At 70.3% G+C, this 24,197-nt stretch carries 25 protein-coding genes; 8 read left to right on the plus strand and 17 right to left on the minus strand.

Going from position 1 to position 24,197, the window contains the following annotated elements; all coding sequences use genetic code 11:
* Positions 1-63: 63 nt before the first annotated feature.
* The 5 genes from rpmF to rsmD form a co-directional block, all read right to left on the minus strand.
* The gene (gene rpmF / locus ACPXBU_RS26080; RefSeq protein WP_252416735.1) at positions 64-237 is read right to left on the minus strand and encodes a 50S ribosomal protein L32; all 174 of its coding nucleotides are present in this window, start codon (positions 235-237) and stop codon (positions 64-66) included.
* Between the two features lie 5 nt (positions 238-242).
* Positions 243-806, minus strand: a complete 564-nt coding sequence (locus tag ACPXBU_RS26085; protein WP_357411722.1) for a YceD family protein — start codon at positions 804-806, stop codon at positions 243-245.
* Positions 807-916: 110 nt separating this feature from the next.
* Positions 917-1,414 carry a hypothetical protein gene (locus ACPXBU_RS26090; protein ID WP_281899866.1) on the minus strand — a complete coding sequence of 166 codons (498 nt, stop codon included), beginning with the start codon at positions 1,412-1,414 and terminating at the stop codon, positions 917-919.
* A gap of 250 nt (positions 1,415-1,664) precedes the next feature.
* Positions 1,665-2,147, minus strand: a complete 483-nt coding sequence (coaD, locus tag ACPXBU_RS26095; RefSeq protein ID WP_393372877.1) for a pantetheine-phosphate adenylyltransferase — start codon at positions 2,145-2,147, stop codon at positions 1,665-1,667.
* On the minus strand, positions 2,144-2,707 hold the full coding sequence (gene rsmD, locus ACPXBU_RS26100) for a 16S rRNA (guanine(966)-N(2))-methyltransferase RsmD (RefSeq protein WP_425760064.1): 564 nt from the start codon (positions 2,705-2,707) through the stop codon (positions 2,144-2,146). The genes coaD and rsmD overlap by 4 nt, the downstream gene beginning before the upstream one ends.
* Before the next feature lie 433 nt (positions 2,708-3,140).
* Between rsmD and ACPXBU_RS26105 the strand changes: the two genes are divergently transcribed.
* Positions 3,141-4,166 carry an LPXTG cell wall anchor domain-containing protein gene (locus ACPXBU_RS26105; protein WP_425760065.1) on the plus strand — a complete coding sequence of 342 codons (1,026 nt, stop codon included), beginning with the start codon at positions 3,141-3,143 and terminating at the stop codon, positions 4,164-4,166.
* A gap of 271 nt (positions 4,167-4,437) precedes the next feature.
* Here the strand turns inward: ACPXBU_RS26105 and recG are convergent, their stop codons facing one another.
* Positions 4,438-6,636 (minus strand): ATP-dependent DNA helicase RecG, encoded by a 2,199-nt coding sequence (recG, locus tag ACPXBU_RS26110; RefSeq protein WP_425760066.1) that lies wholly within the window; start codon positions 6,634-6,636, stop codon positions 4,438-4,440.
* On the minus strand, positions 6,633-8,246 hold the full coding sequence (locus ACPXBU_RS26115) for a DAK2 domain-containing protein (protein ID WP_425760067.1): 1,614 nt from the start codon (positions 8,244-8,246) through the stop codon (positions 6,633-6,635). Before ACPXBU_RS26115 ends, recG begins: the two co-directional genes overlap by 4 nt.
* Before the next feature lie 304 nt (positions 8,247-8,550).
* Here ACPXBU_RS26115 and rpmB point away from each other — a divergent pair, with 304 nt between their 5' ends.
* Positions 8,551-8,742 carry a 50S ribosomal protein L28 gene (gene rpmB, locus ACPXBU_RS26120; protein ID WP_091671657.1) on the plus strand — a complete coding sequence of 64 codons (192 nt, stop codon included), beginning with the start codon at positions 8,551-8,553 and terminating at the stop codon, positions 8,740-8,742.
* Between the two features lie 69 nt (positions 8,743-8,811).
* Here rpmB and ACPXBU_RS26125 read toward each other — a convergent pair whose 3' ends face one another.
* From ACPXBU_RS26125 to ACPXBU_RS26145, 5 genes are read right to left on the minus strand one after another with little or no spacing between them, the layout of a single operon-like run.
* Positions 8,812-10,050: an ATP-grasp domain-containing protein gene (locus ACPXBU_RS26125; protein ID WP_425760068.1), complete on the minus strand. Its 1,239-nt coding sequence runs from the start codon at positions 10,048-10,050 to the stop codon at positions 8,812-8,814.
* Entirely contained in the window at positions 10,047-11,147 is a 1,101-nt protein-coding gene (locus ACPXBU_RS26130) for a 50S ribosomal protein L11 methyltransferase (RefSeq protein WP_425760069.1), read from the minus strand. Before ACPXBU_RS26130 ends, ACPXBU_RS26125 begins: the two co-directional genes overlap by 4 nt.
* A complete protein-coding gene (locus ACPXBU_RS26135; protein ID WP_358080479.1) occupies positions 11,144-11,473 on the minus strand; it encodes a Rieske 2Fe-2S domain-containing protein in 330 nt (109 codons plus the stop codon). Before ACPXBU_RS26135 ends, ACPXBU_RS26130 begins: the two co-directional genes overlap by 4 nt.
* A complete protein-coding gene (locus ACPXBU_RS26140; RefSeq protein ID WP_425760070.1) occupies positions 11,470-12,870 on the minus strand; it encodes an iron-containing redox enzyme family protein in 1,401 nt (466 codons plus the stop codon). Before ACPXBU_RS26140 ends, ACPXBU_RS26135 begins: the two co-directional genes overlap by 4 nt.
* On the minus strand, positions 12,870-13,994 hold the full coding sequence (locus tag ACPXBU_RS26145) for a hypothetical protein (RefSeq protein WP_425760071.1): 1,125 nt from the start codon (positions 13,992-13,994) through the stop codon (positions 12,870-12,872). Before ACPXBU_RS26145 ends, ACPXBU_RS26140 begins: the two co-directional genes overlap by 1 nt.
* 752 nt (positions 13,995-14,746) lie before the next feature.
* On the opposite strand from ACPXBU_RS26145, the gene ACPXBU_RS26150 reads away from it, so the two are divergent.
* Both ACPXBU_RS26150 and ACPXBU_RS26155 read left to right on the plus strand, forming a co-directional pair.
* Positions 14,747-15,982 carry an ATP-grasp domain-containing protein gene (locus tag ACPXBU_RS26150; protein ID WP_425760072.1) on the plus strand — a complete coding sequence of 412 codons (1,236 nt, stop codon included), beginning with the start codon at positions 14,747-14,749 and terminating at the stop codon, positions 15,980-15,982.
* Complete coding sequence (locus ACPXBU_RS26155) at positions 15,979-17,292, plus strand: MFS transporter (RefSeq protein ID WP_425760073.1); 1,314 nt, start codon at positions 15,979-15,981, stop codon at positions 17,290-17,292. The genes ACPXBU_RS26150 and ACPXBU_RS26155 overlap by 4 nt, the downstream gene beginning before the upstream one ends.
* A 21-nt stretch (positions 17,293-17,313) precedes the next feature.
* Here the strand turns inward: ACPXBU_RS26155 and ACPXBU_RS26160 are convergent, their stop codons facing one another.
* Together ACPXBU_RS26160 and ACPXBU_RS26165 are read right to left on the minus strand one after the other, a co-directional pair.
* Positions 17,314-17,775, minus strand: a complete 462-nt coding sequence (locus tag ACPXBU_RS26160) for a GNAT family N-acetyltransferase (RefSeq protein ID WP_425760074.1) — start codon at positions 17,773-17,775, stop codon at positions 17,314-17,316.
* 29 nt (positions 17,776-17,804) lie between these two features.
* On the minus strand, positions 17,805-18,737 hold the full coding sequence (locus ACPXBU_RS26165) for a thiamine-phosphate kinase (protein ID WP_425760219.1): 933 nt from the start codon (positions 18,735-18,737) through the stop codon (positions 17,805-17,807).
* Positions 18,738-18,890: 153 nt separating this feature from the next.
* Here ACPXBU_RS26165 and ACPXBU_RS26170 point away from each other — a divergent pair, with 153 nt between their 5' ends.
* Both ACPXBU_RS26170 and ACPXBU_RS26175 read left to right on the plus strand, forming a co-directional pair.
* Positions 18,891-19,124: an Lrp/AsnC ligand binding domain-containing protein gene (locus ACPXBU_RS26170; RefSeq protein ID WP_013284547.1), complete on the plus strand. Its 234-nt coding sequence runs from the start codon at positions 18,891-18,893 to the stop codon at positions 19,122-19,124.
* A gap of 9 nt (positions 19,125-19,133) precedes the next feature.
* Complete coding sequence (locus ACPXBU_RS26175; protein WP_425760075.1) at positions 19,134-19,814, plus strand: DUF3515 family protein; 681 nt, start codon at positions 19,134-19,136, stop codon at positions 19,812-19,814.
* A gap of 45 nt (positions 19,815-19,859) precedes the next feature.
* On the opposite strand, the gene ACPXBU_RS26180 is transcribed toward ACPXBU_RS26175, so the two are convergent.
* Together ACPXBU_RS26180 and ACPXBU_RS26185 are read right to left on the minus strand one after the other, a co-directional pair.
* Complete coding sequence (locus ACPXBU_RS26180) at positions 19,860-20,960, minus strand: D-alanine--D-alanine ligase family protein (RefSeq protein WP_425760076.1); 1,101 nt, start codon at positions 20,958-20,960, stop codon at positions 19,860-19,862.
* Positions 20,961-21,155: 195 nt separating this feature from the next.
* Complete coding sequence (locus ACPXBU_RS26185; RefSeq protein WP_393372851.1) at positions 21,156-21,374, minus strand: hypothetical protein; 219 nt, start codon at positions 21,372-21,374, stop codon at positions 21,156-21,158.
* Positions 21,375-21,651: 277 nt separating this feature from the next.
* On the opposite strand from ACPXBU_RS26185, the gene ACPXBU_RS26190 reads away from it, so the two are divergent.
* Both ACPXBU_RS26190 and ACPXBU_RS26195 read left to right on the plus strand, forming a co-directional pair.
* Positions 21,652-22,497 (plus strand): helix-turn-helix domain-containing protein, encoded by an 846-nt coding sequence (locus ACPXBU_RS26190; RefSeq protein WP_393372848.1) that lies wholly within the window; start codon positions 21,652-21,654, stop codon positions 22,495-22,497.
* A gap of 5 nt (positions 22,498-22,502) precedes the next feature.
* Positions 22,503-22,703, plus strand: a complete 201-nt coding sequence (locus ACPXBU_RS26195) for a DUF397 domain-containing protein (RefSeq protein ID WP_425760077.1) — start codon at positions 22,503-22,505, stop codon at positions 22,701-22,703.
* A 182-nt stretch (positions 22,704-22,885) separates the two neighbouring features.
* Here ACPXBU_RS26195 and ACPXBU_RS26200 read toward each other — a convergent pair whose 3' ends face one another.
* Positions 22,886-23,935: an ROK family protein gene (locus ACPXBU_RS26200; RefSeq protein WP_425760078.1), complete on the minus strand. Its 1,050-nt coding sequence runs from the start codon at positions 23,933-23,935 to the stop codon at positions 22,886-22,888.
* Between the last annotated feature and the right edge of the window lie 262 nt (positions 23,936-24,197).

Below are 24,197 nucleotides of genomic sequence, written 5' to 3' on the forward strand. Positions count from 1 at the left end.
GGGCGAATGCCAGGGTGCGCGCGCCGCCCGACCTGGGGTCGGGGGCGTCACTCGGCGTCCAGGTCAGACCTCGAGAACCTGGCGGCCGTTGTAGGTGCCGCAGACGGAGCAGGCGGCGTGCGGCAGCTTCGGGGACTTGCACTGCGGGCACGCGATGGTCGCGACCACCGTCGCCTTCCAGTTCGCCCGGCGGGACCGGGTGTTGCTGCGCGACATCTTGCGCTTCGGGACGGCCACGGTTCTTACTCCTCTGTAACGGTCAGTTGCGACAGGCCCGCCCAACGCGGGTCGATCTGCTGGTGACTGTGGTCGGCCGGCAGATCGTCCCAGTGTGTCCCGCATTCGGGGCACAACCCTGGGCAGTCCTCCCGGCAGAGCGGGTTGGTCGGCAGCGTGAGCACCAACGCGTCCCGCAGCGCCGGCTCCAGGTCGATCAGATCGCCCTGCATCCGGCCCACCTCGTCCTCGTCGGTCGTGGCGTCCGTGGTGCTGTCCTCGTACGCGTACAGCTCCTGGATCGTCACGCCCATCGAGTCGTTGATCTCGCGCAGGCAACGGCCGCACTCGCCCCGGACGGGACCGGTGATGGTCCCGGAGACGAGCACGCCCTCGGACACCGACTGCAACCTCAGATCGAGGTCGAGGTCTGCGCCCTCCGGCACGCCGATCAACTCCACACCGAGGTCCGCCGGTGCCGGCACGACCCGCTGGACCTCACGCAACGCGCCAGGGCGGCGCGGCAGGTCCCTCGTGTCGAGGACCAGCGGCGACCTGGGGTTGAGTGTCGATGGCGAGTGCTTGGGCATAGTCAGACTCCGGCCGGTGAGAGGCCGACAAAAAAGGTTACCTGGGTGACCACCGGACCGTCGAACCGGGGGCGACACCCGGGTGAGAATGTCGGCTGGTGAGGTGCCGCTCAGAAGGGTAGCGGGCGTTCCGCCTCATCCCCACCGAAGGTGCCGATCTCCCGTAGTGCGTGCATCTTGTCCCGGCCACGCTCTATCGAGGCCAGCGCCCGGGTGAGGAACTGCTCGAAGTTGGCCAGCGCGGTGTCGACGTAGTCGTCGACCTCCTCACGCAGGCGCTGGGCCTCGGCGCGGGCCTCGGCGATGATCCGGGCGCCCTCGTGCTCTGCCGACACGGTGATCTCGTTCACCGAGACCAGGCGGGCGTGTTCTGCCTCACCCTCGCTGATGATCCGGTCCGCCTCGCGCTTGCCGGCTTCCATGATCTTGTCGCGCTCCTCCAGGAGCGCGGCGGCGCGACGCAGGTCGGCGGGGAGGTCGGCGCGCATCTCGTCGAGGGCGGCGATCATCTCACCCCGGTCGACCATGCAGTTGTTGCGCGACATCGGGACGGAGCGGGCCTGCTCCACCATGGCGATCAGTTCGTCGATGCGATCGAGCGGGTCCACCGGTACCTCACTCCTGTCGTTCCTCGGCCGACCTCCATGATGCGGGCTACGGCCGTTCCCCGCGTCACCAATCATGTCGTGCTCGCCCCACACGAGCCCCATCCGCCCCAATCCGGCGCGTCGCGACATCGCCGCCCAGGCCCTCACCCCGCCGATCTTGCACTTTCGGTTGCCCCAAACAGCCATGAAAGGGGTGATTCGGGCACCGCAAGTGCAAGATCGCGGGACGGGGGTGGGGTTGAAGGGTTGGTCAGGGGTTTGGGCGCAGGCGGGTTTGTAGGGCCTCGCGGACCGGGTCGGGCACGTGGGCGGAGATGTCGCCGCCCCACTTCGCCACGTCCTTCACCAGACTTGAGGAGAGGAACGAGTAGAGCGGGTTGGTCGGCATGAAGAGCGTCTCGACACCGGCCAGCCCGATGTTCATCTGCGCCATCTGCAACTCGTAGTCGAAGTCGCTGACCGCCCGCAGACCCTTGATCAGCACACTCGCCTGCTGCGCCCGGCAGAAGTCCACCAGAAGCCCGCGGAACGACTCGACCCGCACGTTGCCGTACGACGAGGTCACCTCGCGGAGCATCTCGATCCGCTCCTCGACGGTGAACAGACCGCTCTTGGACTGGTTCATCAGGACGCCAACGATCACCTCGTCGAAGAGCCGACTGGCTCGCCCGATGATGTCGAGGTGTCCGTTGGTGACCGGATCGAACGAACCGGGGCACACCGCACGTCTCATGATCGGCGACCGTACCAAAGGGTGGTCTCGCCGTACCGGCGACTGCGCTCGGGGGTGATCCCCTCCACCCAGTCGAACTGCCTGGTCCGGCTGGACCGCTCCACGACCACCAGAGCCTCGGGCACCAGCCAGCCACCATCGACGAGCGTCGTCAACAGAGCGCTGATCTCCGCGTCCGGCACCGCGTACGGCGGATCGGCGAAGACCACGTCGTACGGCCCGCCGTCCGGGCCGGCGGCCAGCACGGTCGCCACCTTGCCGGCGACCAGGCGGACGGCCGGACCGGCGCGCAGGGTCGCCACGTTCTCCCGGATCACCCGGGCCGCCCGGGGGTCGGACTCCACGAGCAGCACGTGCCGGGCACCCCGGGACAGCGCCTCCAGCCCGACCGCGCCGGAGCCCGCGTACAGGTCGGCGAAGCGGGTGCCGTCGAGGTCGACGTCGGCCTCGACGGCACTGAACAGCGCCTCCCGGACCCGGTCGGACGTGGGTCGGGTGCCGGCGCCGGGAGGTGCGGCGATCCGCCGCCCGCCGAGCGTTCCGGCCACGATCCGGGTCACCGTCTCCTCCTGCTCATGCCCGCGACGCTACGCGAGTCGACGCCGACCACGACCGACACCGCCGGGTATCGCCGGGTCGGGCGGCGTCCGCGTGGGGTCTTGACGTCGCCCACCGCGCCGGGAACGCCCGTGACCTCCCCCGCTGTCGATCGGTCCACTGCGGAGCCCTCCACCGACGGGTCGACACCGCTCGTCCTCAGTGATCACTCGGCCACCTTCCGTACATCAAAGATCACGAATCAACTACATTGCCCAATGGCAATGATGAGAACTCCCCTCATTCATGACTCGTCAGTACAGTCACCCTCTGTCCCCGCTTAGCGCGGGGAGCACCCCCGCGTCGCGCGACGTCCCGGTGAGCAGACGACCCACCGGTCGCCCCGTCTCCCGACCTCCCGCGCGCGATCCGTACCCCCCTCACCAGGAGCAGGCGTTGAACCTCCCCAAGTCTCCGATGCGGCGCGTCGCGGCCATCGCCGCAGGCGCGCTGATCGGCCTCACCGGCGCAGCGACCTTCGCCGGCCCGGCGTCCGCGCACCACACCACCATCAGCGGCACCGCCTGCAAGACCACTGACGGCGCGCACCGCGTCGAGTGGAAGGTGGAAAACAGCGAGCGTGACCTCGACGCCACCATCACGAAGGTGTGGACCCCGTCCGGCACCACCATCGACGGCATCGCCGTGGGCACCAAGGTGCTGGCCGGCGGCAAGGTGAACGGCATGCAGCTCACCAAGAAGCGCGCCGCGCTTGAGCTGAAGGTCACCGCCGAGTGGACGCGCAACGGCAAGCTGATCACCAACACCGCCTCGGGCACCGCGGTGCTGAGCAGGAACTGCACCACGCCGCCGACGCCGACGCCGACGCCGACGAAGCCCACGCCCACGCCGACCGTGACGCCGAGCGCTACGCCGTCCGCGACGCCGAGCGCGACCCCGTCGGTGACGCCGTCCGCGACGCCGTCCACCACGCCGACCACTGCGGTCCCGACCAGCCCGGTGCCGACCACGCAGCCGAGCGAGCCGACCGGTCCGCTGGTGCCGGAGGAGCCCAACGCTCCGGTGTTCGAGATCGTCTTCGACTGTGACGAGCTTGTCATCACCGCCGACAACCCGGCCGACGGCATCACCGAGGCCGTCGTGCTGACCTCGGAGAAGAACGTCGTCAAGAAGCTCGAGCTGGTCCCCGGCAAGAAGACCGAGGTCACCTTCGAGGCGTACGAGGGTCTGACCGTCACCCCCAGCGTCGATGGTGAGCAGGCCGACCCGGCCGACGCCGTCAAGTGGGTCAAGCCGGCCAACTGCACCCCGGGCCAGGGTGGCGGCGACAAGGACGAGCCGGCGCTGCCGCTGACCGGTGCCGCGACCGGCGGCATCATCGCCGGCGCCGCGGTGCTGCTCGCCGTTGGTGCTGGTCTGTTCGTGATGGCGCGTCGTCGTCGGGTGCGCTTCACCGCCTGAGACAACCCGCTCTGACCAACAACTGAGGGCGCGTCGACCATCCGGTCGACGCGCCCTCAGCCATTTTTGGCGGTACCCGAGTAGAGCCAGCGCCTTGCGCGAGCCGAGTAGGGAGTTCGGGACCCCCGTCGGTGGACGGCGGGGTGGGCGCCACTCGCCGCCCCGCGTCACCCTCAGCCCGTGCCGGTCGACCGAGGTGGCGCTATCCGAGGCGTGCGAGCCCTGAGCCTGGACGGTGCTGGCTGCGCTAGGAGAAAACCCGTCGGACGCCTCAGCCCTTTTCCAGGTATTCGGCGCGCTCCTCGTTGACCAACGCGGCGACCGAGGCGGCCAGCGCCGGGTTGCTGCTCAGGTCCGGGTCCTCCTCGATCAGGGTGATCGCCTCGGCGCGGGCGTCGCGGATCAGGTCCGCGTCGCGGCGCAGCGACAGCAGTCGCAGGTGGGAGCGGTGCCCGGACTGGGTCGCACCCAGCACGTCGCCCTCGCGGCGCTGCTCCAGATCCAACTCGGCGAGCTTGAAGCCGTCGCTCGTGGACGCCACCGCGTCCAGCCGTTCGCGTGCCGACGAGCCCTCGGCGGCCTCGCTGACCAGCAGGCAGAGCCCGGCGGCGGCACCCCGGCCGACCCGGCCCCGCAGCTGGTGCAGTTGGGAGACACCGAACCGGTCGGCGTCCAGCACGATCATCACGGTGGCGTTCGGCACGTCCACGCCGACCTCGATCACCGTGGTCGCCACCAGCACGTCCAGGTCACCGGCGGCGAAGGACCGCATCACGGCGTCCTTCTCGTCGGACGGCAGGCGACCGTGCAGCACCCCGATCCGCAGCCCGTGCAGCGGGCCCTCGGCCAGCAGCGGAGCCACCTCGGTCACCGCCAGCGGCGGACGCCGACCGTTGTCGTCCTCGGGTGGCGGCTCCTCCTCCGACGTGGGACCGTCACCGATCCGCGGGCACACCACGTACGCCTGGTGGCCGGCGGCCACCTCCTCGCGCAGCCGACGCCAGGCCCGGTCCAGATAGGCCGGTTTCTCCGCGGCCGGCACCACGTGCGAGGCGATCGGCGACCGCCCCCGGGGCAACTGGGAGAGGGTGGAGACCTCCAGGTCGCCGTAGACGGTCATCGCCACCGTGCGCGGGATCGGGGTCGCCGTCATCACCAGCACGTGCGGCGGCTGGTCGGCCTTGGCCCGCAGCGCGTCGCGTTGTTCCACGCCGAAGCGGTGCTGCTCGTCGACGACGACCAGGCCGAGGTCGGCGAAGTCGACGCCCTCGTAGAGCAGGGCGTGGGTGCCGAGCACGATGCCGGCGGCGCCACTTGCCACCTCGCCGAGCGCCCGCCGCCGGGCCGCCGCGCCCAGGGAGCCGGTGACCAGCTCGACCCGGGTGGCGTGCTCGGCGGACCCCAGCTCGCCGGCCCCCCCGAGCGGCCCGAGCAGGTCGAGCATGCCGCGGTGGTGCTGGGCGGCCAGCACCTCGGTGGGTGCCAGCAGCGCGGCCTGCCCGCCCGCGTCGACCACCTGGAGCATCGCCCGCAACGCCACCACCGTCTTGCCCGAGCCCACCTCACCCTGTAACAACCTGTGCATCGGGTGCGGCGTGGCGAGATCTCCCGCGATCTCCACGCCGACGTCACGCTGACCGGCCGTCAGCTCGTACGGGAGTCGGGCGTCGAAGGCGTCCAGCAGCCCGCCGGGGCGCGCCGGGCGGGGTCGGGCCGGCCAGTCGGCCGCCCGGTGCTTGCGCTGCACAAGCGTCAACTGGACGGCGAACGCCTCGTCCCACTTGAGCCGCCGCCGCGCCCGGTACAGCGCCTCCTTGCTGGTCGGCCGGTGGATCTCGGTCAGCGCGGCGCCCAGCCCGACCAGCTTGCGGCCGGCGCGCACCTCGTCCGGCAGTGGATCGTCGGGTGGGGTGAACGTGTCGAGCACGACCCGCACGCACCGCGCGATCACCCAGGTCGGCACGGCCGCGGCGGCCGGGTAGACGGGGATCAGCGCACCTGCGAACTCCTCGATCTCGTCGCTGGCCGCCGCCTCGCCGTCACCGCCCTCACCGAGCAGGACGTACTCCGGGCCGTTGAGCTGCCGCTTGCTCCGGAACTCGGTGACCTTGCCGGCGAACAGCCCCCACCGGCCGGGGCGTAGCTCGCGCTCACGCCACGCCTGGTTGCCGAAGAAGGTCAATGTCAGCAGCCCACCGGAGCCGTCACCGACGGTCACCTCCAGCAGGTTGCCCCGTCGCTGCCGCATCGGGCGTACGGCGGTGCGCTGCACCTGGGCCAGCACGGTGACCTGCTCGCCGACGTCCAGCGAGCGGATGTCGGTGTGCTCGCCCCGCTCGTCGTAGCGACGCGGGAAGTGGTAGACCAGGTCACCCGCCGTGTGCAGGTCGAGGTGCGCGGCCAGCGCTTTGGCTGTCTTGTCCCCGACCAGCTTCTTCAGCGGAGTGTCGACGGTGGCTGGTTCGCTCATTCGATCCCTACCAGGAGCGGATAAAACGGTTGGCCGCCCGGGTACGCGTGCACCTCGACGAACGGCCACCGTCGCGCGACGTGCGCGCGCACTGCATCGATGAGCCCGGCCGGGGCGTCCACGCCGGACAGCAGGGTGACCATCTCGCCCCCGCCGCCCAGCATCCGGTCGACCACGGCGGCGCAGGTGTCGGTGAGGTCGGTGCCGATCAGGTGCACCTCCCCCTCGACGAGCGCCAGCACGTCGCCCGGACGGCACGGGCCGGCCATGGTCAGCGCCTCGCGGCTGGCGTGGCAGACCTCGGCGTAACGGCAGGCACCGGCGGCCTCGGCCATCGCGATCACGTCGTCCTCGAAGCGGCGGTCGGCGTCGCGGACCGCGAGGGCGGCAAGCGCCTGCACCGGCGAGCGGGTCGGCACCACGCTCACCCTGATGCCGTGCTGACGGGCCGCACGGGCGGCGGCGCTCGCCACCGCCTCCGTGTTGGGGTCGTTGGGCAGCACCACCACCCGGGCCGCGCCGGTGCCGCGGACCGCGTCCAGCAGCTCACCCGTGGACGGGTTGCCCGCCACGACCGTGGCGCCCTCCGCGGCGAACAGCTCGGCGATGCCGCCGCCGGTGGCCACCACCACCGCGGCCCGGCCGTCCGACACCTGGCCCCGGGGCGGCTCCGGCTGGTCGGCGAACCGGGTCACCGAGATCCGGTACGGGCGGCCGGCCACGACGCCCGCCTCGACCGCCGCGCCCACGTCGTTGACGTGCACGTGCACGTTCCAGGTGCCCTCCGGCTCACGCCCGTCGCCGACGACGACGAGCGAATCCCCGAGCGCGTCCAGCGCCCGTCGCATCCCGGCCACCGCCTCGGCGTGGGCGTCGAGCAGGAACTGCACCTCGTACGCGTACTCGTCGGAGCCGGTCTCCCGCGCGACGGTGGCCGCCGGACGGGCGGAGCGGGTCGTCGGCGTCGGCTGGTCGACGCTCTCCCCCGTCAGCACCTCGACCAGGGCGTCGAGCAGCACGCAGAGCCCCCGGCCACCCGCGTCGACCACGCCCGCGCGGGCCAGCGCCGGCAGCTGCTCCGGGGTCCGGGCGAGCGCCTCGGCCGCCGCCCGCGCCGCGAGGCGGGCCACCGCCGGCAGGTCGGCACTGTCCGCGCGTTCGGCCGCGGCGGCGGCCGCCGCGACCACGGTGAGCAGGGTGCCCTCGACCGGTCGGGCGACGGCGGTGTACGCGGCGGTGGTGCCGGACCGCAGGGCGGCGGCGAACTCCCGGCCACGCACCGTCGGCGCCACGGCGACCTGGTCGGCGAAACCCCGCAGGATCTGCGAGAGGATCACCCCGGAGTTGCCCCGCGCGCCGAGCAGCGCGCCCTGGGCCATCAACCGCAACGCGTGCCCGTGCGCGGTCGGCCCGCTGTCGGGGAGGGTGTCCAGGTCCATCGCGAGGGCCTGCTGGGCGGAGGTGAGGGTGAGCACCAGATTGGTGCCGGTGTCGCCGTCCGGCACCGGGTAGACGTTGAGCTGGTCGATCTCGCCCTGGTGACGCTTCAGCGCGGCCAGTCCACCCGCGCACCAACGGCGCACCGCGGCGGCGTCGAGGGTGTCCAGCACGGCCAGAAGCCTACTGGCGCGCACCGACACGCGCCGGGCTCGTCCGGCGTGTCCGGTTGCCCCGCACGCGGCACGTCCGTTCCCCCTGGCCCGCACGGACGGGATCCGCCCTCCAGGTACAGTTGCCGCCGGAACCACCCCCCGTCACCCGGGCGGGCCGACCACCGCGCACCGGCGGAGGGGCGGCTGATCACCGGGCCAGGGCGGTTGGTCACCTCGGCGGGACATCGGGTAGGCTGACGCGGTTGCCCGTGCAGCACCTCTGCCGGCAACCTCATGAACGTTTCAATCCCAGGAGTATCCCGTGGCTAGCGTGTGCGACGTCTGTGGCAAGGGGCCGGGCTTCGGCCACAACGTGCCCTGGTCCAAGAAGAAGACCAACCGCCGCTGGAACCCGAACATCCAGTCGGTGCGTACCCCGGCCGGTGGCGGCAACACCAAGAAGCTGCAGGTCTGCACCTCGTGCATCAAGGCCGGCAAGGTCACCCGCGCCTGACGCGCCGCGTCGTCTGCCTACAGCGGAGCAGTCACCCGGGATCCCGGGTGACTGCTCCGCTGTAGGCATCTATTCCGCGAACGCCACCTTGATCGAGTCGGCGAACCGGTTCGCCGTCGACATCGCCTCGTCGAACGAGGCGCCGCTGACGTAGAGATAGCCGAGCATGTCGTTGCCCTCTGGCGGCCGGCGGACAACGTCACCCGGCTGGGACGGAATGTGCAGGTGGAACACCTGCTCGGACGTCGTGACCTCCTCGGCCACCAGGACCTCGTTGATCACCCCGGGCGGGGTGAGCAGGCAGATTCCCACGGTGTGCACGTCGGTGGGCTGGTAGGGCCGGAGCACCGGCCTACGGCCCACCGCGATGTCCATAGCCGCCGCGATCGGGCTGTGCCCCCCACTGAGACGGGCCATCCCGTCCATGCTGCCACCACCGAGGCGCGCGGCGACCTCGAGGATGTGCGGCACGCCCCGATGGAAGCGCACTTCCGCGTGTACCGCGCAGTGCGTCAGGCCCTGCGCCCGGACCGCGGCGGCGACCACCTCGTGGATCTTTGTCAACTGTTCCGGCGCGAGCCCGGACGGTGCGTGGTGGACATCGTCGTCGAACGTGCTGCCCTCGACGGTGATCCGGTCAACCATCACTCCGGTGGAGAACTCGCCGTCCCAGACGGTCCCCTCGATCAAGTGCTCACTGCCGTCCAGGAACTCCTCCACAAGTAGTGTGTTCGGGCCGAGGTCGATCCCGCTCGCCTCCAGTGCGAAGGCCATCATGCTGCCGATGCCGGCATTGGCGTAGGGGAACCGCTCTGTCAACTCCTCCGCAGAGTCAACCCGGAAGACGAAGGCACTGGACGCCCCAAGGGTCGGCTTGAGGATCACCGGGTATCCGATGTCGGCAGCGACGGACAGCGCCTCCGCCACGGTCGCTACCGGCGCGAAGGCTGGCCGGGGCACGTCGTGCAGCGCGTGCGTTTGGCGCATGAGGAACTTGTTGCGGCTGGTCCGGGCGGCGTCTACGCCGATCCCGGGAAGCCCGAGCCGCTCCGCCACGGCGGCCGTCGCGATGACGGACATCTCAGCGAATGTGAGCACGCCGTCGAACTGCTCCTCGGCGTGCCACTCCTCGGCCATCCGGAGCAGACCATCGATGTCCAGCGAGCCGACGATCCGTTGACTCGGCCAGGCACCGGGCTCGCTCTCCCCACAGAGCAGGTGCACGTCCCCGCCGAGCGCCACCATCTGCCGGTAGCGGTCAGCGTAGTACGACCGCCACTGGCTGGTCTCGATCACCAGTATCTTCATGCTCTCCTCCGACACATGCCGTCGCCGCTTGATGATCGATCAACAGCGACAAGTACGCGCTCACCGTCGTGGGTCGCGGTCAGGTCGATTCTGTCGCCGGCCGCGTACTCCACCGGCGACGGGAGGGTCTGGACAGCCTGCCGCCAGTGGCTGCCCGGCTGGTCCGGGCCGTTGGAGAGGCTGATCCCGGGGCATAAGTACAGTTCGAACCACATGATGACGGCATGTCCGATTCCGCCTCGACTGATCGGCGTCGAGACCTGATACGAGTCGGTGACCACCTCGTCGCCGAAGTCGAAGTCGGCGATCGGGAACGGCTCGGTCAACCGTCGGTGGCGGTAGCCGTCCAGGTAGGTGGAGAAGTACTCCAATGAGCGGAACTGTTCGAAGGCGCTCAGGTCGAAGTCACAGACCTCACCCACGTGGTTGCGGCCGTACAACTCCCGGCTCTCCACGAGCATGCCCCAGAGTCGGGCGCCGTACGGCAGGATGGTCCCGCCCGGTGCGAGCATCTCGCGCCGGGCGTGTTCCATGGTCGGCAGCACGCCCTCGCCCAGCAGCGCGCAGTCGAAGATTTCGGTCACCAGGACATCCGCACGAGCCGGTAGGTCGGTGCCGACGACCAGGTCGGTGGAGGGCTTGGCCAACACCGCGATGCGCTCCTCGTACCCGTTCTCCGCCACGATCTGGCGGGCAACGGCTGCCACGACCGGCTCCGCCTCGCAACTGACCACGTAGTCGGCCCCGGCGCGGGCGGAGAGCAGCGCCAACAGCCCCGAGCCGGTGCCGATGTCCAGCACCAGCTTGCCCGGGCCCACCACCGAGGCGATGGCGTCCGCGTAGGCAGCGTTGCGGGCGGCGTCGTTCATCATCGAGAAGTGCCAGCGAGGCACGATCTGCCGCAGCGCCCGGTTCAACTGTCGGCTGGGCGCCGCGTTCCATTCCCCGGACAGTGCCTGGGCAAGGGCGAACAGGTCGACTGCCTGGTGGTAGTCGCGCCGGACCATCGCGGCTCTGCCACGGATGACCAGGTCCTCCATCGGGTCCACGGCCGTGGTGCCGGGCGCCCGGTCGGCTCCACTTCCGGCGTTGCTCATCGGCTCATCCCTTTCGCGAACACGAGGGCGTGGGTCAGTTCGACGGAGGCGGCCGACGGCAGGTAGGCGGTGATCCGTCCGCCTCGCTGCACGGTGGGCACGCCCCGGTCGCACATCCGATCGAGACGGAAGCTGTTGCCGTGCCAGGGGCAGCGGACCCGGTCGTCTACAACTTCGCCGAGGTGCAGCGGGCCTCCCCGGTGCGGGCAGCGTGACGAGATGAGGTGGACGGCCCCGGCCCTCTCGATCGCGAAGTACTGCTCGGCATCGGCCACGACCATGTTCTGGGCTGGCCACTGGAGCTCAACTCGCGTCAGGTCTCTCATCGCGTCCCGCTTAGGGTGTAGGTGGCCTCACTCTCACAACGCAGGCCGTACAGCCTCCCGGCCGGAATCCGGACCCCGCACCCCGCCTCGATTCGTAGTGGCTCACCGGTGGGCCTCCAGTGGAGCTGAAGGTGACCGCTGCGGACCGCGCAGACCGTCGTTGCGTCGGCGACCCGCGTGTCGAACGGATCGCCCGCGGCCAGGTGCTGTATCGGGCCCATCGGCTCGCAGTTCTGGTCGAGCTGCGGCTCCCAATCGAGCTGGGCGAGCAGGTCCGCGTCGCCCAGGGCACCCAGCAGGCGAATCTCTTCCACGCCGCGGATCACTTCACGGGCGGCGACCGTCCCGTGCTTGGCGACCAGAGGCAACACCAGGTCGTGCACTGCCATGCGTCCGTGGTGCTGGTCGATGTGCGCGTGTTCGTCGCAGTACCGCGTGTCCACGGCCTCCCCGTAGATGCCTCGGAGTGCGCTGGACAGCTGCCGGAACCAGGTCGCGAAGGTCGCCTCCAGGTATGCCATCGCGCCGACGTACCGGAAGAAACCGGTCCGGTTCCGGGTGACCAGGTAGAAGTAGTTGTTCACCGCGATCGAGCTGGGTAGATAGAAGAACCAGTAGTGGTGGGAGTCGGTGGCCATGCCGACACTGCGGCACATCTCGACAAAGAGGGTGCTATGTTTCGCGCCGAACACGCCATACCCGAACTCGTCAATGAAGATCTTGAAAAGCTCACTTTGTTCGGGGCCGAAGGCGCCACCGATGTTCTGTGACATCGCGGTCGCTTCGGTGAGACCGTCGAGAGCCATCTGGGCGATCAGCAACTCGGCGGCCCGCCGTGGTTCCGGCGCCGTCTGCAGGCGAGCGACGACCAGCGAGGCGGCCTGGTTCGCCTCGTCGATCGCGGTGGTGAGGTGGGCCTCGACGCTGCTCACGTCCCACTGGCCGGTGGTGCGCACCTCGTCGGCGAGAAAGCCGAGCGCGTGGTCCTCGACGAGTGGGCGGGCGATTTCGCCGAGTAGGCGGCTGCGGCGACTGTAGAAGCTTTCGTAGTCGGCAGCGATCGGGGCGGTCATACCCGCCTCGGGCAGAAACAGCGCGTCGCTCTCGTAGACATTCATCAGGAAGCGGTGGGCCATCAGGCTTTCGTCGGAGACGAAGCGACTCTCCGTGACCGCGCGGGTCCAGTCGATCGACGCCAGCCTGGTTCGGTCCAACGGGCGGCGGTAGGGGTTGCCGGGAATGAAGGGCTCGGCGGTCGGACGGTATGGACGCTGCTCGGCGAACTCGCCGGGGGCATCGCGCTGCGACGGCACGGCGCTGAAGGCCATCGGCTCCCGCACGGTCGCCTCCCCGAAAGGCGCCTCGATCTGCGGTGTATTCAGAGAATCGATGGACATCAGGTCAGCCTCTCTTTCGTGATGAGCATTGTTGTCAAACGTCCTCGGGTTGTTTCTAATGCCCGCCGAACGTCATCGTCCGACCCGGACGTCACGATTGTCTCGTGCGCCGATTCCGAGAAGAAATCTGACATAAGAACCGCGGTGATCTCACCACCGGCGAGTGCCATCGCGCGCAACGCCAGGTCCACGTCACCCCGGAACATCTCCACCAGCACACAACTGACCCCGGCGGCCAGATAACAGGTCAGTTCCCCCAGGAACTGTTCCGGTGGAGTGCGGTGACGGCTGTGCAGGCCGGAGAAGTACGCGAAGGAGTCCTGTAGTGGATCCCGGGCGAAGTAGTGCCCGACCGAATTGACAGCGAGTAGACCGATAGGGACGCCGGGCGTGACCGTCACGAGTCTGCCTTGCAGGGAGAGGCCGTCGAGAACGTCGTAGGTGTCCGGGTTCCCCTCAATTAGCAGCGTCGCCCGGGTTACTCCTTTTTCCTGTAGATCACGCAGGATGGCGTCGACTGACGCTATGTTCGCGTCGAAGTCGTCGAACTGATAGGGCACGACGTGCGGCGTGACCTCGCCGGCTCCGGAAATCCGGGCGAATGTATTGACATAGGTCCAGTCAGTCATCACCACGTCGGCCGCCGGCAGCAGGTCCTTGGCCCGCTCGTCAACCCACGGCCCGACCCCCACCGCGTGGACCTGCTGGATCGGCCCGATCGAGAACGGCCGGCACCGGGCGACCCTGGTGGCGATCGCACGGGTCCGCCTGCGGCGAAACAGTGGCGGCAGGACGAAGGTGGCGGCAGACCCTGGGCTGGCCGATGGATCGGCCCCGACGCCCTGTTCAGAGCCGTCCAGGTGCTCCGACTCGGTCGCGGCGGCAGCGAAGTGGCCGACCTGGTGGGTGTCACGTACGAGGGCCACCGGTCGACCCCACCCCAGCGCGCCGAGGACCACCGGCAGGTCCCGGTCGAAGCTGCGCGGTGTTATCGCGAGGAACCCCTCGGAAACCGGGGACAGCGGGTACGACGCCCCAGATATCCGCACCGGGTACCGGTCGCGTACGGCTGCTGCTGCGGCAAACAGTTCCATTCCCTGCACATCGGTCCCGATCACGGTCATACATCCATCCGTCCGCTGGGAAGTGTGGTTGGCAATGCATGAAAAATCGACAGGCTGGCGCCACGCCGGTTGAGAAAGAGGCCGGAGAGCACCAATGACAGGTAGCGCCTATCGCAGCCGACACGGCTCCGGCACTTCGGACCGACAGCTCAGCGAAGGCGTGGCAGAAGGCGTGGCAGAAGGCGTGGCAGAAACCGGCCGCGCCAGACGCACAATTGGCGCAACGAGAGCGGCAGTCCCTTTTCGGGAGCGCCGGCACACGCCTGACTGTGGCAGCCCGGTCGCACCGGGCACCATGGAAGTAAATGGTCGGCTACCGCCTGATCGCGGCTTTGAAGCGCGTGCTCAGATTGCGGCCAAGCCGCAGTATGTAATAAGCGTCCATGTTTTTCCGAATCCCCGTTGGCGGGCCGGATCGGATGCCCGGCGCCGTTGAACGATGACTATGGGGTGATCCATCGATGCTGTCAAGGCCCAAAGGCGCTCCCGAGGGGTCATTAAAAGCGGGTAGCGGCAAGCGCCCACCCCGGGGTACCGTCTGGGCGGCATTGGTGCGTGACGGGGACGCACAGACCAATTCGGGCCGAAATGGCCCTCTCACGCTTCCTTGGGCAGTTGTCGCCCTCGGCGCTGTCGTTCCCGTCTGCCCTGGTGCACGCGGTGGCGGATCACCTGCGGTTCCGATCCGGGGCCGCAGACCGCCCCACGCTGGTCTGACCGCTCACCGCAGTCACCCGAACAGGACGGAAGAGATGACGACCGCCACCCAGCTGCCCCGACTTCTCCTTGTCAACGCGGGGATGCGTGTCTACCGCGAGTACCTGCTCCGGTCGCTGGCCACCAGGTACCGGGTGCACCTCTTCAGCAGTTACCCGGTGAGCTGGGAGCTGAGTTACATCGCCGGGCACACCTCGGTACGCAGCACCACGGATGCCGACGACATGCTGACCAGCGCACTTGAACTGCACTCGGCCGACGCGTTCGCGGGGATGCTGTGCTGGGACGAGGCGTCGATCCTGGCGGCGGCCCGCGTTACGCAGGCGCTCGGACTTCCCGGTGGGGACCCGGCGGTGGTCGAGCGCTGTCGGGACAAGCGGCTCACGCGACTCACGCTCGACGAGGCCGGCGTCGCCCAGCCGCGCTCGGTCGCCGTGAGTACGGTCGACGAAGCAGTCACGGCCGCCACCGAGTTGGGTGGGCCGGTCGTGCTCAAGCCACGGGCGCTGGGCGGCAGCCTCGGAGTGGTGGTGGCGGACGACCCGGAACAGGTGCGCGAGCGCTTTCCGTTCACCCTCGGCACCGAGGTCGCCGGCGTGCCCCGGGCCGACGCCCCGGTCCTCGTCGAGCAGTACGTCTCCGGGCCGGAGATCAGTGTTGACGCGGTCGTCCACCAGGGACGCGTTGAGGTGATGTTCATCGCCCACAAGGACCTCGGCTTCGCGCCGTACTGCGAGGAGGTCGGTCACCGGATGGACGGCGCTGATCCCCTGCTGAAGGACCCGGAATTATTGGACCAGCTCCAGCACATCCACACCGCCCTGGGCATCCGCGACGGCGCCACCCACACCGAGTTCAAGCTCACCGGGAGCGGTCCGGTGCTCATCGAGGTGAACGGTCGACTGGGTGGGGATCTCATTCCGCAGCTCGGTCAGCTGGTGACCGGGATCGACCCGGCCCTCGCCGCCGCGTCCGTCGCCTGTGGCCGGTCCCCCGAGCTGCGGCCCGACCGTACGCTCGTTGGCTCGGTCCGCTTCTACTACCCGGACCGGGAGGGGACGATCGGCGCGGTGCGGGTAGAGGAGAGTGGGCTTCCGGGAACGGTCGCACTCGTCATGCCGGTGGCCGAGCCGGGTTTCCGGGTGGCGCCACCACCCGAGGGAATCATGGAGGGACGGCTGGCGGTCGCCGTCGCGGTCGGTGACGACCCGGCCGGGTGTCGGGCGACTCTCGACGCCGTCGCAACGCGGATCCGGACGGTCTGGGCATGACCGCCACGACGGATCAGGAGCAGGACGGCTCCGCACGCGCCGCCGACGGAATCTGGGTCACCTTCCGCGAGTCCCCGCCGGCCGTCTGGGTGATGCTGGCCGGCGTTGTGATCAACAGTATCGCCAGTTTCCTTCAGCTCTTCCTCGTACTGTTCATGACGGAACGGGGCTACAGCGCGGCCCAGGCCGGTTTCGCCCTCGGGTCGTACGGCGGCGGTGCGGTGCTGGGCATGTTGGTCGGCGGCGTCCTCGCGGACCGGCTGGGGCCACGCAACTCGATCGTCATCAGCATGACCGGATCGGCAGCTCTGATCGGGGCGCTGCTGTACGCGCCGAACTACCCGATGCTGCTGGTGACCGTGCTACTGGTGAGCGCCGTCGCCCAGTTCTACCGCCCAGCCGCGCAGACGCTCATCGCCGAGCTGACCCCACCGCACCGACTGGTCATGGTCACCGCGATGTACCGGCTGGCGCTGAACATCGGGATCACCCTCGCACCGTTGCTGGGCGCGGCCCTGGCGACCATCTCGTACGACTGGCTCTTCCGGGCCGAGGCACTCGCGGCGCTCGGGTACGCAGTGCTGGCCTTCGTGGCGCTGCCGCGCCGCCCACGCTCACCGGGCACGAGTACGGAGGCCGCCGCCGTGCCGGTGCCGCCGAAGAGCAGCTACGCGGCCGTGCTGCGGGACCGGCGCTACATGTTCTACCTGGTGGCGATGTTCCTTAACTCGGTTGTCTACGTCCAGTACGTGGTGACCCTGCCGCTCGACATCGCCAAAGAGGGGTTGAGTGTCTGGTGGTTCAGCGTGGCCGTGTCCCTCAACGGCCTGCTGGTGATCACCTGCGAGCTCGTGGCGACGAGGGTGGTCCAGCGCTGGCCGCTGCGCATCGTCGCAGGGCTGGGGTTGGGCTTGGTCGGCGTGGGCTACGCGATCTATGGAATCGCTCCGCTCGCCGCCGTCATCATCGTCGGGACGCTCATCTGGACCCTGGGCGAGATCATCGGCGGCCCGACCCTGTTCGCGCACTCCGGTCTCGTGGCGCCTCCGCACCTGCGCGGGCGGTACGCCGGTGCCATGCACGCCGCCTTCGGCCTCGGCACCGCGGTGGGTCCGGTGCTCGGAGCGTTCCTCTGGTTCCACGCGGGCCGAGCCGTGTGGCTCTGGTTCGCGCTGATCTCGGGCCTCGCCGTGGTGTTCGGCCTCATCGGCTTCGGCCCACGCACCAGTGATGGCGCGACGTCCGGCCCGTCGAACCCCACAGCGGAATCCGATCCGACGCCGGCTCGGCGCGGGGACGAAAGCAGCTGAGTCTCGCTGCGCTGGCGCTGGTCAGAGCGTGCGGCCGAACGAGACGCAGCCCTCCTCGTCCTTGTAGAAGCCGAAGTTCGGGATCCGCTCGTAACCGGCGGAGGCGTACATGGCGATCGCCTCGGGCTGCTTGTCGCCGCACTCCAGGACCACCCGCTTGCGGCCCTGCTCGCGGGCCGAACGCTCGACGGCCGTCAGGACGGCGCGGGCCACGCCCCGCCCACGCGCCGTCGGGGCGGTGTACATCCGCTTCACCTCCGCGCAGTCCGTGCCGTGGCTGCGCCAGCCGCCGCAGCCGACCGGCTCACCGGCCAGATAGGCGACGAGGAACGCCCCATCGGGCGGCTCGAACTCGGTCGCGTCGACGGGGGTGTCATCACCGTTGCCGCCGTAGCGGACAGCGAGGTCGGTCAGCGCGGCATGGATCAACTGCTGCGCCACAGGTGCGTCGAAACGCACGGCCCGGATCTCAATCTCACTCACAGTGCCCAGAATACGACCGCTGGCGGGCCTCACCGGAAGTGGTCCCAGCCGGCCGGGCCGTCGTGCGGCGCGCCGTCGACAGTCACCCCGGCACCGTCCGTGACCACCCCGATCGGCAGCCAGTCCGGCGGCAACACCACCCCCGGCGGGAAGGTCGCGGCCAGCGCGTGGTCGTCGCCACCGGCGAGGATCCAGGTGTACGGGTCGACGCCGAGCGCCCGCGCCGCGTCGGCCATCTGCCGGGGCACCTCGAACGCGTCGCGGCGCACGTCGATAGCGACCCCGCTGGCCGCCGACACGTGCCCGAGGTCGGCGAGCAGCCCGTCCGAGACGTCGATCATCGAGGTGGCGCCGAGCCGGGCGGCCTGCGGGCCGGCCGGATAGGGCACCTGCGGCCGCCGGTACGCCTCGACCAGCAGCCGGGGTGTGCGGAAGCCCCGGGTGAGCACGGTCAGCCCGGCTGCCGCGTGCCCGGTGCGCCCGGCCAGGGCGAGCACGTCCCCGGGGCGGGCGCCGGAGCGCAGCACGGGCGGGCGGCCCGCCAGGTCGCCCAGCGCGGTGACCGCGACGGTCAGGGTGGGGCTGGACGACATGTCGCCGCCGACGACGCTCGCGCCGACGGTGGCCGCCTCGGCGGAGAGTCCGTCGGCCAACTCCTCCGCCCAGCCGGTGTCCAGGTCCGCCGGCATGCAGAGGGCGACGAGCAGGGCGGTCGGCGTGGCCCCCATGGCCACGATGTCGGCGAGGTTGGCCGCCGCCGCCCGGTGCCCGACGTCGCGCGCGGAGGACCAGTCCCGCCGGAAGTGCCGCCCGTCGACGAGGACGTCGGTGGAGGCCGCCACCCGTCCGTCCGGCGCGGCCACCACCGCCGCGTCGTCACCCGGGCCGAGCAGGGTCGTCGGTCCGTACGTCAGCCGGGCGGTGATCTTTCCGATCAGCCCGAACTCCCCGATTCCGGACACGCTGGCACCGCCGCCGGTGTTCCGCCCGTACTGCCCGGCTCCGCCGTCCTCGCTCACCGCTGCTCCTTGACCACCGATAGGGATCAGACCTGGTCCGTAAGGTAGTTTCACCCTTCGGGCCGCTCCCGGGCGGCGACGGACGGAGGTCTAGTCGTGGTACAGGCGTACATCCTCATCCAGACCGAGGTGGGCCGGGCACGTGACGTGGCGGGTCTCATCGCGGACCTCGCCGGCGTGGTGCGCGTCGACGCCGTCACCGGGCCGTACGACGTGGTCGTCCTCACCGAGGCGAACACCGTCGACGAACTCGGCAAACTCATTGTCAGCAAGGTGCAGATGGTGCCTGGCATCACCCGCACCCTCACGTGTTCGGTGGTGCGGCTGTAAGTGGACGAGATGACGAACTCCTCCGCTGCTCTGGACGACGGCGCGCGCGACGCGTCCGACGGGACACCCGAGCCGGCTGACGGTATCGGTGCGGCGGCCGACCCGGCCGCCGCCGCGCCGGCCGGGCGGGACCGGACCATTCGTGGCGCCGCTCTGCTGGCCACGTTGATCGCGTTGCCGATCACGCTGCTGGTGGCCGTGTTCGCCTTCACCAAGCTCACCCCGGACGCACCGGCCGCCGCGCCGTCCCCGTCCGCGACAAGCCCCCGGGCGCAGTCCACCGCACCGGTGGAGATGGCCGCACCGGCCCTGGCCGCCCGCCCGGCCACGGTCTGCCGGGCCCTGCTCTCCCAGTTGCCGACGAGCATCCGCGACCTGGCCCAGCGGCCGGTCACCGCCGGCCCGGAGCAGAACGCGGCGTACGGCGACCCCGCGCTCACCGTGGCCTGCGGCGGCGCCGAGCCGACCTTCCCCGCCACCGACGAGGTCTGGACCGTCAACCGAGTCTGCTGGCACCTGGCCGAGCAGGGCGAGCAGACCGTGCTCACCACCGTCGACCGGGAGACGTCGATCGAGGTGCGCGTCCCGCGTACGTACGAGCAGCCGTTGCAGTGGGTGCCGTCGATTTCCAGCACGATCGTGGCGAGCGTGCCCTCCGGCGGCGCCATCCCGTCCGGCTGCCAGCGCTGAGCTGGCCCCCCGCGCCGACCGAGCCGCGCGGGGGGACCGGGTTGCTCAGTGCAGACCGACGCCGCGCCGTTGGGCGGTACGGATCAGCCGGTTGACAAGCTTCGGGTACTCCAGGCCGGAGGCCGCCCACATCCGCGGGAACATCGACGTCGGGGTGAACCCGGGCATCGTGTTGATCTCGTTGAGATAGACGTCCAGCTCGGGGGTGACGAAGAAGTCGGCCCGGGCCAGACCGGCGCAGTCCAGCGCGGTGAACGCGCGGACCGCGTACTCCTGCACCTGGCGGGTCACCCGCTCCGGCAGGTCGGCCGGGATGTCGTACTCGCAGGAGTCGTCGAGGTACTTCGCCTCGAAGTCGTAGAAGTCGTGGTCCGCGACGACCCGCACCTCGGCCAGGACGGACGCCTCGGGTGTGCCCCCGGCCTCGCCCTCCAGCACGCCACACTCGATCTCGCGGCCGACGATCGCGGCCTCGATGATGACCTTCGGGTCGAACTGCCGGGCGGCGGCGACCGCGGTGTCCAGGTCCGCCCAGTCGGTGACCTTGCTGACTCCGAAGGACGATCCGGCCCGGGACGGCTTGACGAAGACCGGCAGGCCGAGCCGCTCCTTGTCCTGCTCGCTGAGTGTCATCCCGTTGCGCAGCACGGCGTACGTGCCGACCGGGATGCCCTCGACGGCGCAGAGCTTCTTGGTGAACTCCTTGTCCATGGCGGCCGCGGAGGCGAAGACGTTCGCCCCGACGTAGGGGATGCCGGCCATCTCCAGCATGCCCTGGATGGTGCCGTCCTCGCCGTACGCGCCGTGCAGCACCGGGAAGACCACGTCGACGTCGGCGAGCACCCGGGGGCCTTCGGTCGGGTCGAGCACCATCAGGCCGTTGCCGGTCGGGTCGGCGCGCAGCACGATGTCGTCCCCGGAATCGGCGGTGATCTCCGGCAACCGACGGGCTTCGATGGCGAGCTGGGCGGGGTCTCCGTTGGTCAGCACCCACTGGCCGGCTCGGGTGATGCCGACGGGCACCACCTCGAACTCGTCCGGGTCGAGCGCGCCGAACACGCTGCCGGCGCTGACGCAGGAGATGCCGTGCTCCGGGCTGCGGCCGCCGAAGACGATCGCCACGCGGGTTTTGCCTGGGGTGGTCACTCCGGTCACCTCTTCGTACGCGACTGCGGCTGGTCGTGCTCGCCGGTGGCGCTCACTCGGTTGACCTTACTGTGCGTGGCGATGGGACGAGGCGATACCCGGCGAGCCACGGCGCGACACGTCGATCGGTCATCACGGGATATACGGTGCGTGATGGGACGATTGCCATCCGGTGGAGGTTCGGCCGGGGCCTGGTCAGTCGTGGGCGTGCCGGCGGCCGACCGCGATGACCTTCACCCGCTGCCGGCCGGCGCGCACCATGCCCAGCGCCATGAACGCTCCGGCGATCCGGTCGGCGGCCTCCCGACTGCTGGCGCCGACCACTTGCCGTCGCCGCTCGGGCACGGTCCGCTCGTCGCGGTCGACGCCGTCGACCGGACGCACGTCGGTGAGCACCACCAGGAAGCGGGTCATCGGGGGCCGACCTGGCGTAAGTGGTAGGACTCCGGAACGGTACGCACGTCGTCGTCTCCTTCCGGCGGGCCGGGATGGCGCGGCACGCGACGATCGGGCACGGGGGAGAAACCCGATCGCCGCGCGCCCCATCCCTCCGGTCGCTCACCACCACCGTCGCCACGACAACCGGCGGTGAGGACGCGCTAACAGATTGACACGTTCACCGCCGTGAATGCAACTCTCATCGAGACGCTCCCATGCAGACGTTCCCAAGGATGTGTGCGACCATCGATGCATGGCTCCGAAGACAGCCCGTGCCCGCCGGCTCGGCATCGCCCTGCGCCACCACCGGGAAGCCGCCGGCCTGACGCTGGAAACCGCCGCGGATGAGATCAACAGCACCCGCAGCACCCTCTCCCGGTACGAGAACGCCCAGTCCCTGATCACCCCGGCCACCGTGCGCGCGCTGCTCACGTCGTACGGGGTGGGTGCCGAGGAGGTGGCCGCGGCGGTGCAGCTCGCCAAGGACGCCCGCAAGCCAGGCTGGTGGGTCTCGTACTCCTACCTGCTGGATCCGCGCACCATCGACTTCATCGCGCTGGAGGCCGAGGCGACCGCGATCGCCAACTTCGAGCCCTCCGTGGTGCCCGGCCTGCTCCAGACGGCCGACTACATCCGTGGCGTGATGCGCGGTGGTCCGCACACCCTCACCGACGACCTGGTGGAGCAGCGGGTCAAGGTCCGACTCGACCGGCAGCAACGGCTCACCGGCGACGATCCGCCCATCCTCGACGCGATCATCGACGAGGGCGCACTGCTGCGCCCGGTCGGCGACCAGTCGGGGATGGACGGCCAACTGCGGCACCTGGTCAAGATGGCCGAGTTGCCGAACATCACCGTGCAGGTGATCCCGCTCTCCGCCGGCTACCACCGGGGCACCCGAGGCTCCCTGCACATCCTCGAGTTCGCCGATCCGGAGGATCCGATCATCGCCTCGGTGGAGACCGTCGCCGGTCAGATGATCCTCGACCGAGCCGGCGAGACGCGGACCTGCACCAAGATCATGGAGCACCTCCGAAGCGTGGCGCTCAGCCCGGCCGACAGCCGCGGAATGCTCCTGACAGCCCTGAAGGGACGGTAAGACCAATGACACCGACGATCACAGCGGCCATGGCCGCGGCGGCGTGGCGCAAGAGCAGCCGCAGCGGCGACGAGGGCGCCTGCGTGGAGGTGGCCGCGATCCCGCGGCTGGTGGCCGTCCGCGACTCCAAGGACCCGTCCGGGCCCGCGCTGCTGTTCCCGCCGACCGCCTGGGCCGCCTTCGCCCAGGCACCTCCCCTGCAGTGACCGGGAGGCCGAGGCACTGATTCGACAAACCGCACCACCACCCGCCGCCCCGGCCGCCGCACCGCCGACCACTCGGCGCGGCGACCGGGGCGGACCGGACTGAGGCGACACACGGCCGGCGAGGCCGGACTCAGGCGACGAGCGGCCGGTCGGGACCGGCGTCAGCCGACGAAACGCCGGACTCAGGCGACCAACGGCCGGGGCTCCGGGACGGCACGCAGCGCCTCCAACGCGGCGATCGCCACGCCCCGGGCACCGGCCATGTCCCGGTCCGGCACCAGCGCGAAGGTGGCCACCGCCGCCTGCTCCTCGCGAAGCACGGTGTGCTCACGGACCGTCGCCAGGAACCAGTCGCGGAACTCGGGCGCCGCCTCCACCACCCCACCACCGACGAAGTACGCGTGCGGATCGGTGAAGTTCGCCGCGACGGTGAACAGCCGGCCCAGCGCCATCGCCTGCTGGGTGAAGAGGTCCCGCGCGAGGGCATCCCCCCGCTCGCCGTACCCCCGGACCAACTTCGCCGCCCGGGCCACCGGCTCGGCGGTGAGCGGGTGGTCGGGATAGCGGGTCAACCAGTACGGCAGGAGGTTACGTTCGATGCCGGTCAGCGAGGCGATGCTCTCCACGTCCCCGGTGAAGCCGCAGGCGCAGGTAGGCTCCGACTGCCCCGGGCCGAGCAACCCGCCCAGCGGAATGTGCACGTGCCCAAGCTCCCCGGCCATCCCGGCGGCGCCGGCGATCACCCGGCCGCTCTCGACCACACCGCCGCCGAGGCCGGTGCCGACGATCGCAGAGACCGACGAGCGGTTCATCGCGTCCTCGCCGAAATGCACGTGGTGGGCGTAGAGGGCGGCCGCGTTGCCGTCGTTGTGGTAGATCACCGGCAGGCCGAGCCGTCGCTCCAGCGCGCCCCGCACGTCGAAGCCCCGCCACGCCGGCTGCGAGAAGTTCGTGGAACCCCGCGACGAGATGACGCCGTCGGCGCTGGCCGGGCCGGGAGTGTCGAGCCCCACCGCCCGGACCAGCTCACGGGGCACGCCGGTCTGTGCCAGGGCGCCGTCCAGCGCCCTGGCCAGGGCCTCGATCGCCGCCTCCGGCCCGGACCGCACCTCGCTGGGGATCTCCAACAGCCCGTCCACCAGGAAGCGGCCGTCCACCGTCAGCACGGTGGCGTTGTTGCTGGTGCCGCCGTTGTCCAGCCCGACGACCACCGGCACCCCTGCGCTGCCCACCGAAAACCGCCTCCCGCCCGTAAGAGTGTGAGCCGAGGCTAGTGCCAACCCCTCTCCCCCCGCCACGCCGGCCACCCGTGTGCTGGCAGAGGTGCCGACAGGCGTCACCGCACATCCCTTTTGACCAGAAGATCCGGTCTCGCGGTCGGCGCGGTCAGCTCGACGGTGCCGTGGCGTCGCCGCCGGGCGTCGCCCCCTGCCCTCCTCTTCCCCCCTTTGCTCTGCACCCGCCCATGCGCCAGTTACGGACCGTCAGTGGTGC

It is taken from the genome of Micromonospora sp. DT231 (assembly GCF_049847025.1).
Classification (GTDB): domain Bacteria; phylum Actinomycetota; class Actinomycetes; order Mycobacteriales; family Micromonosporaceae; genus Micromonospora.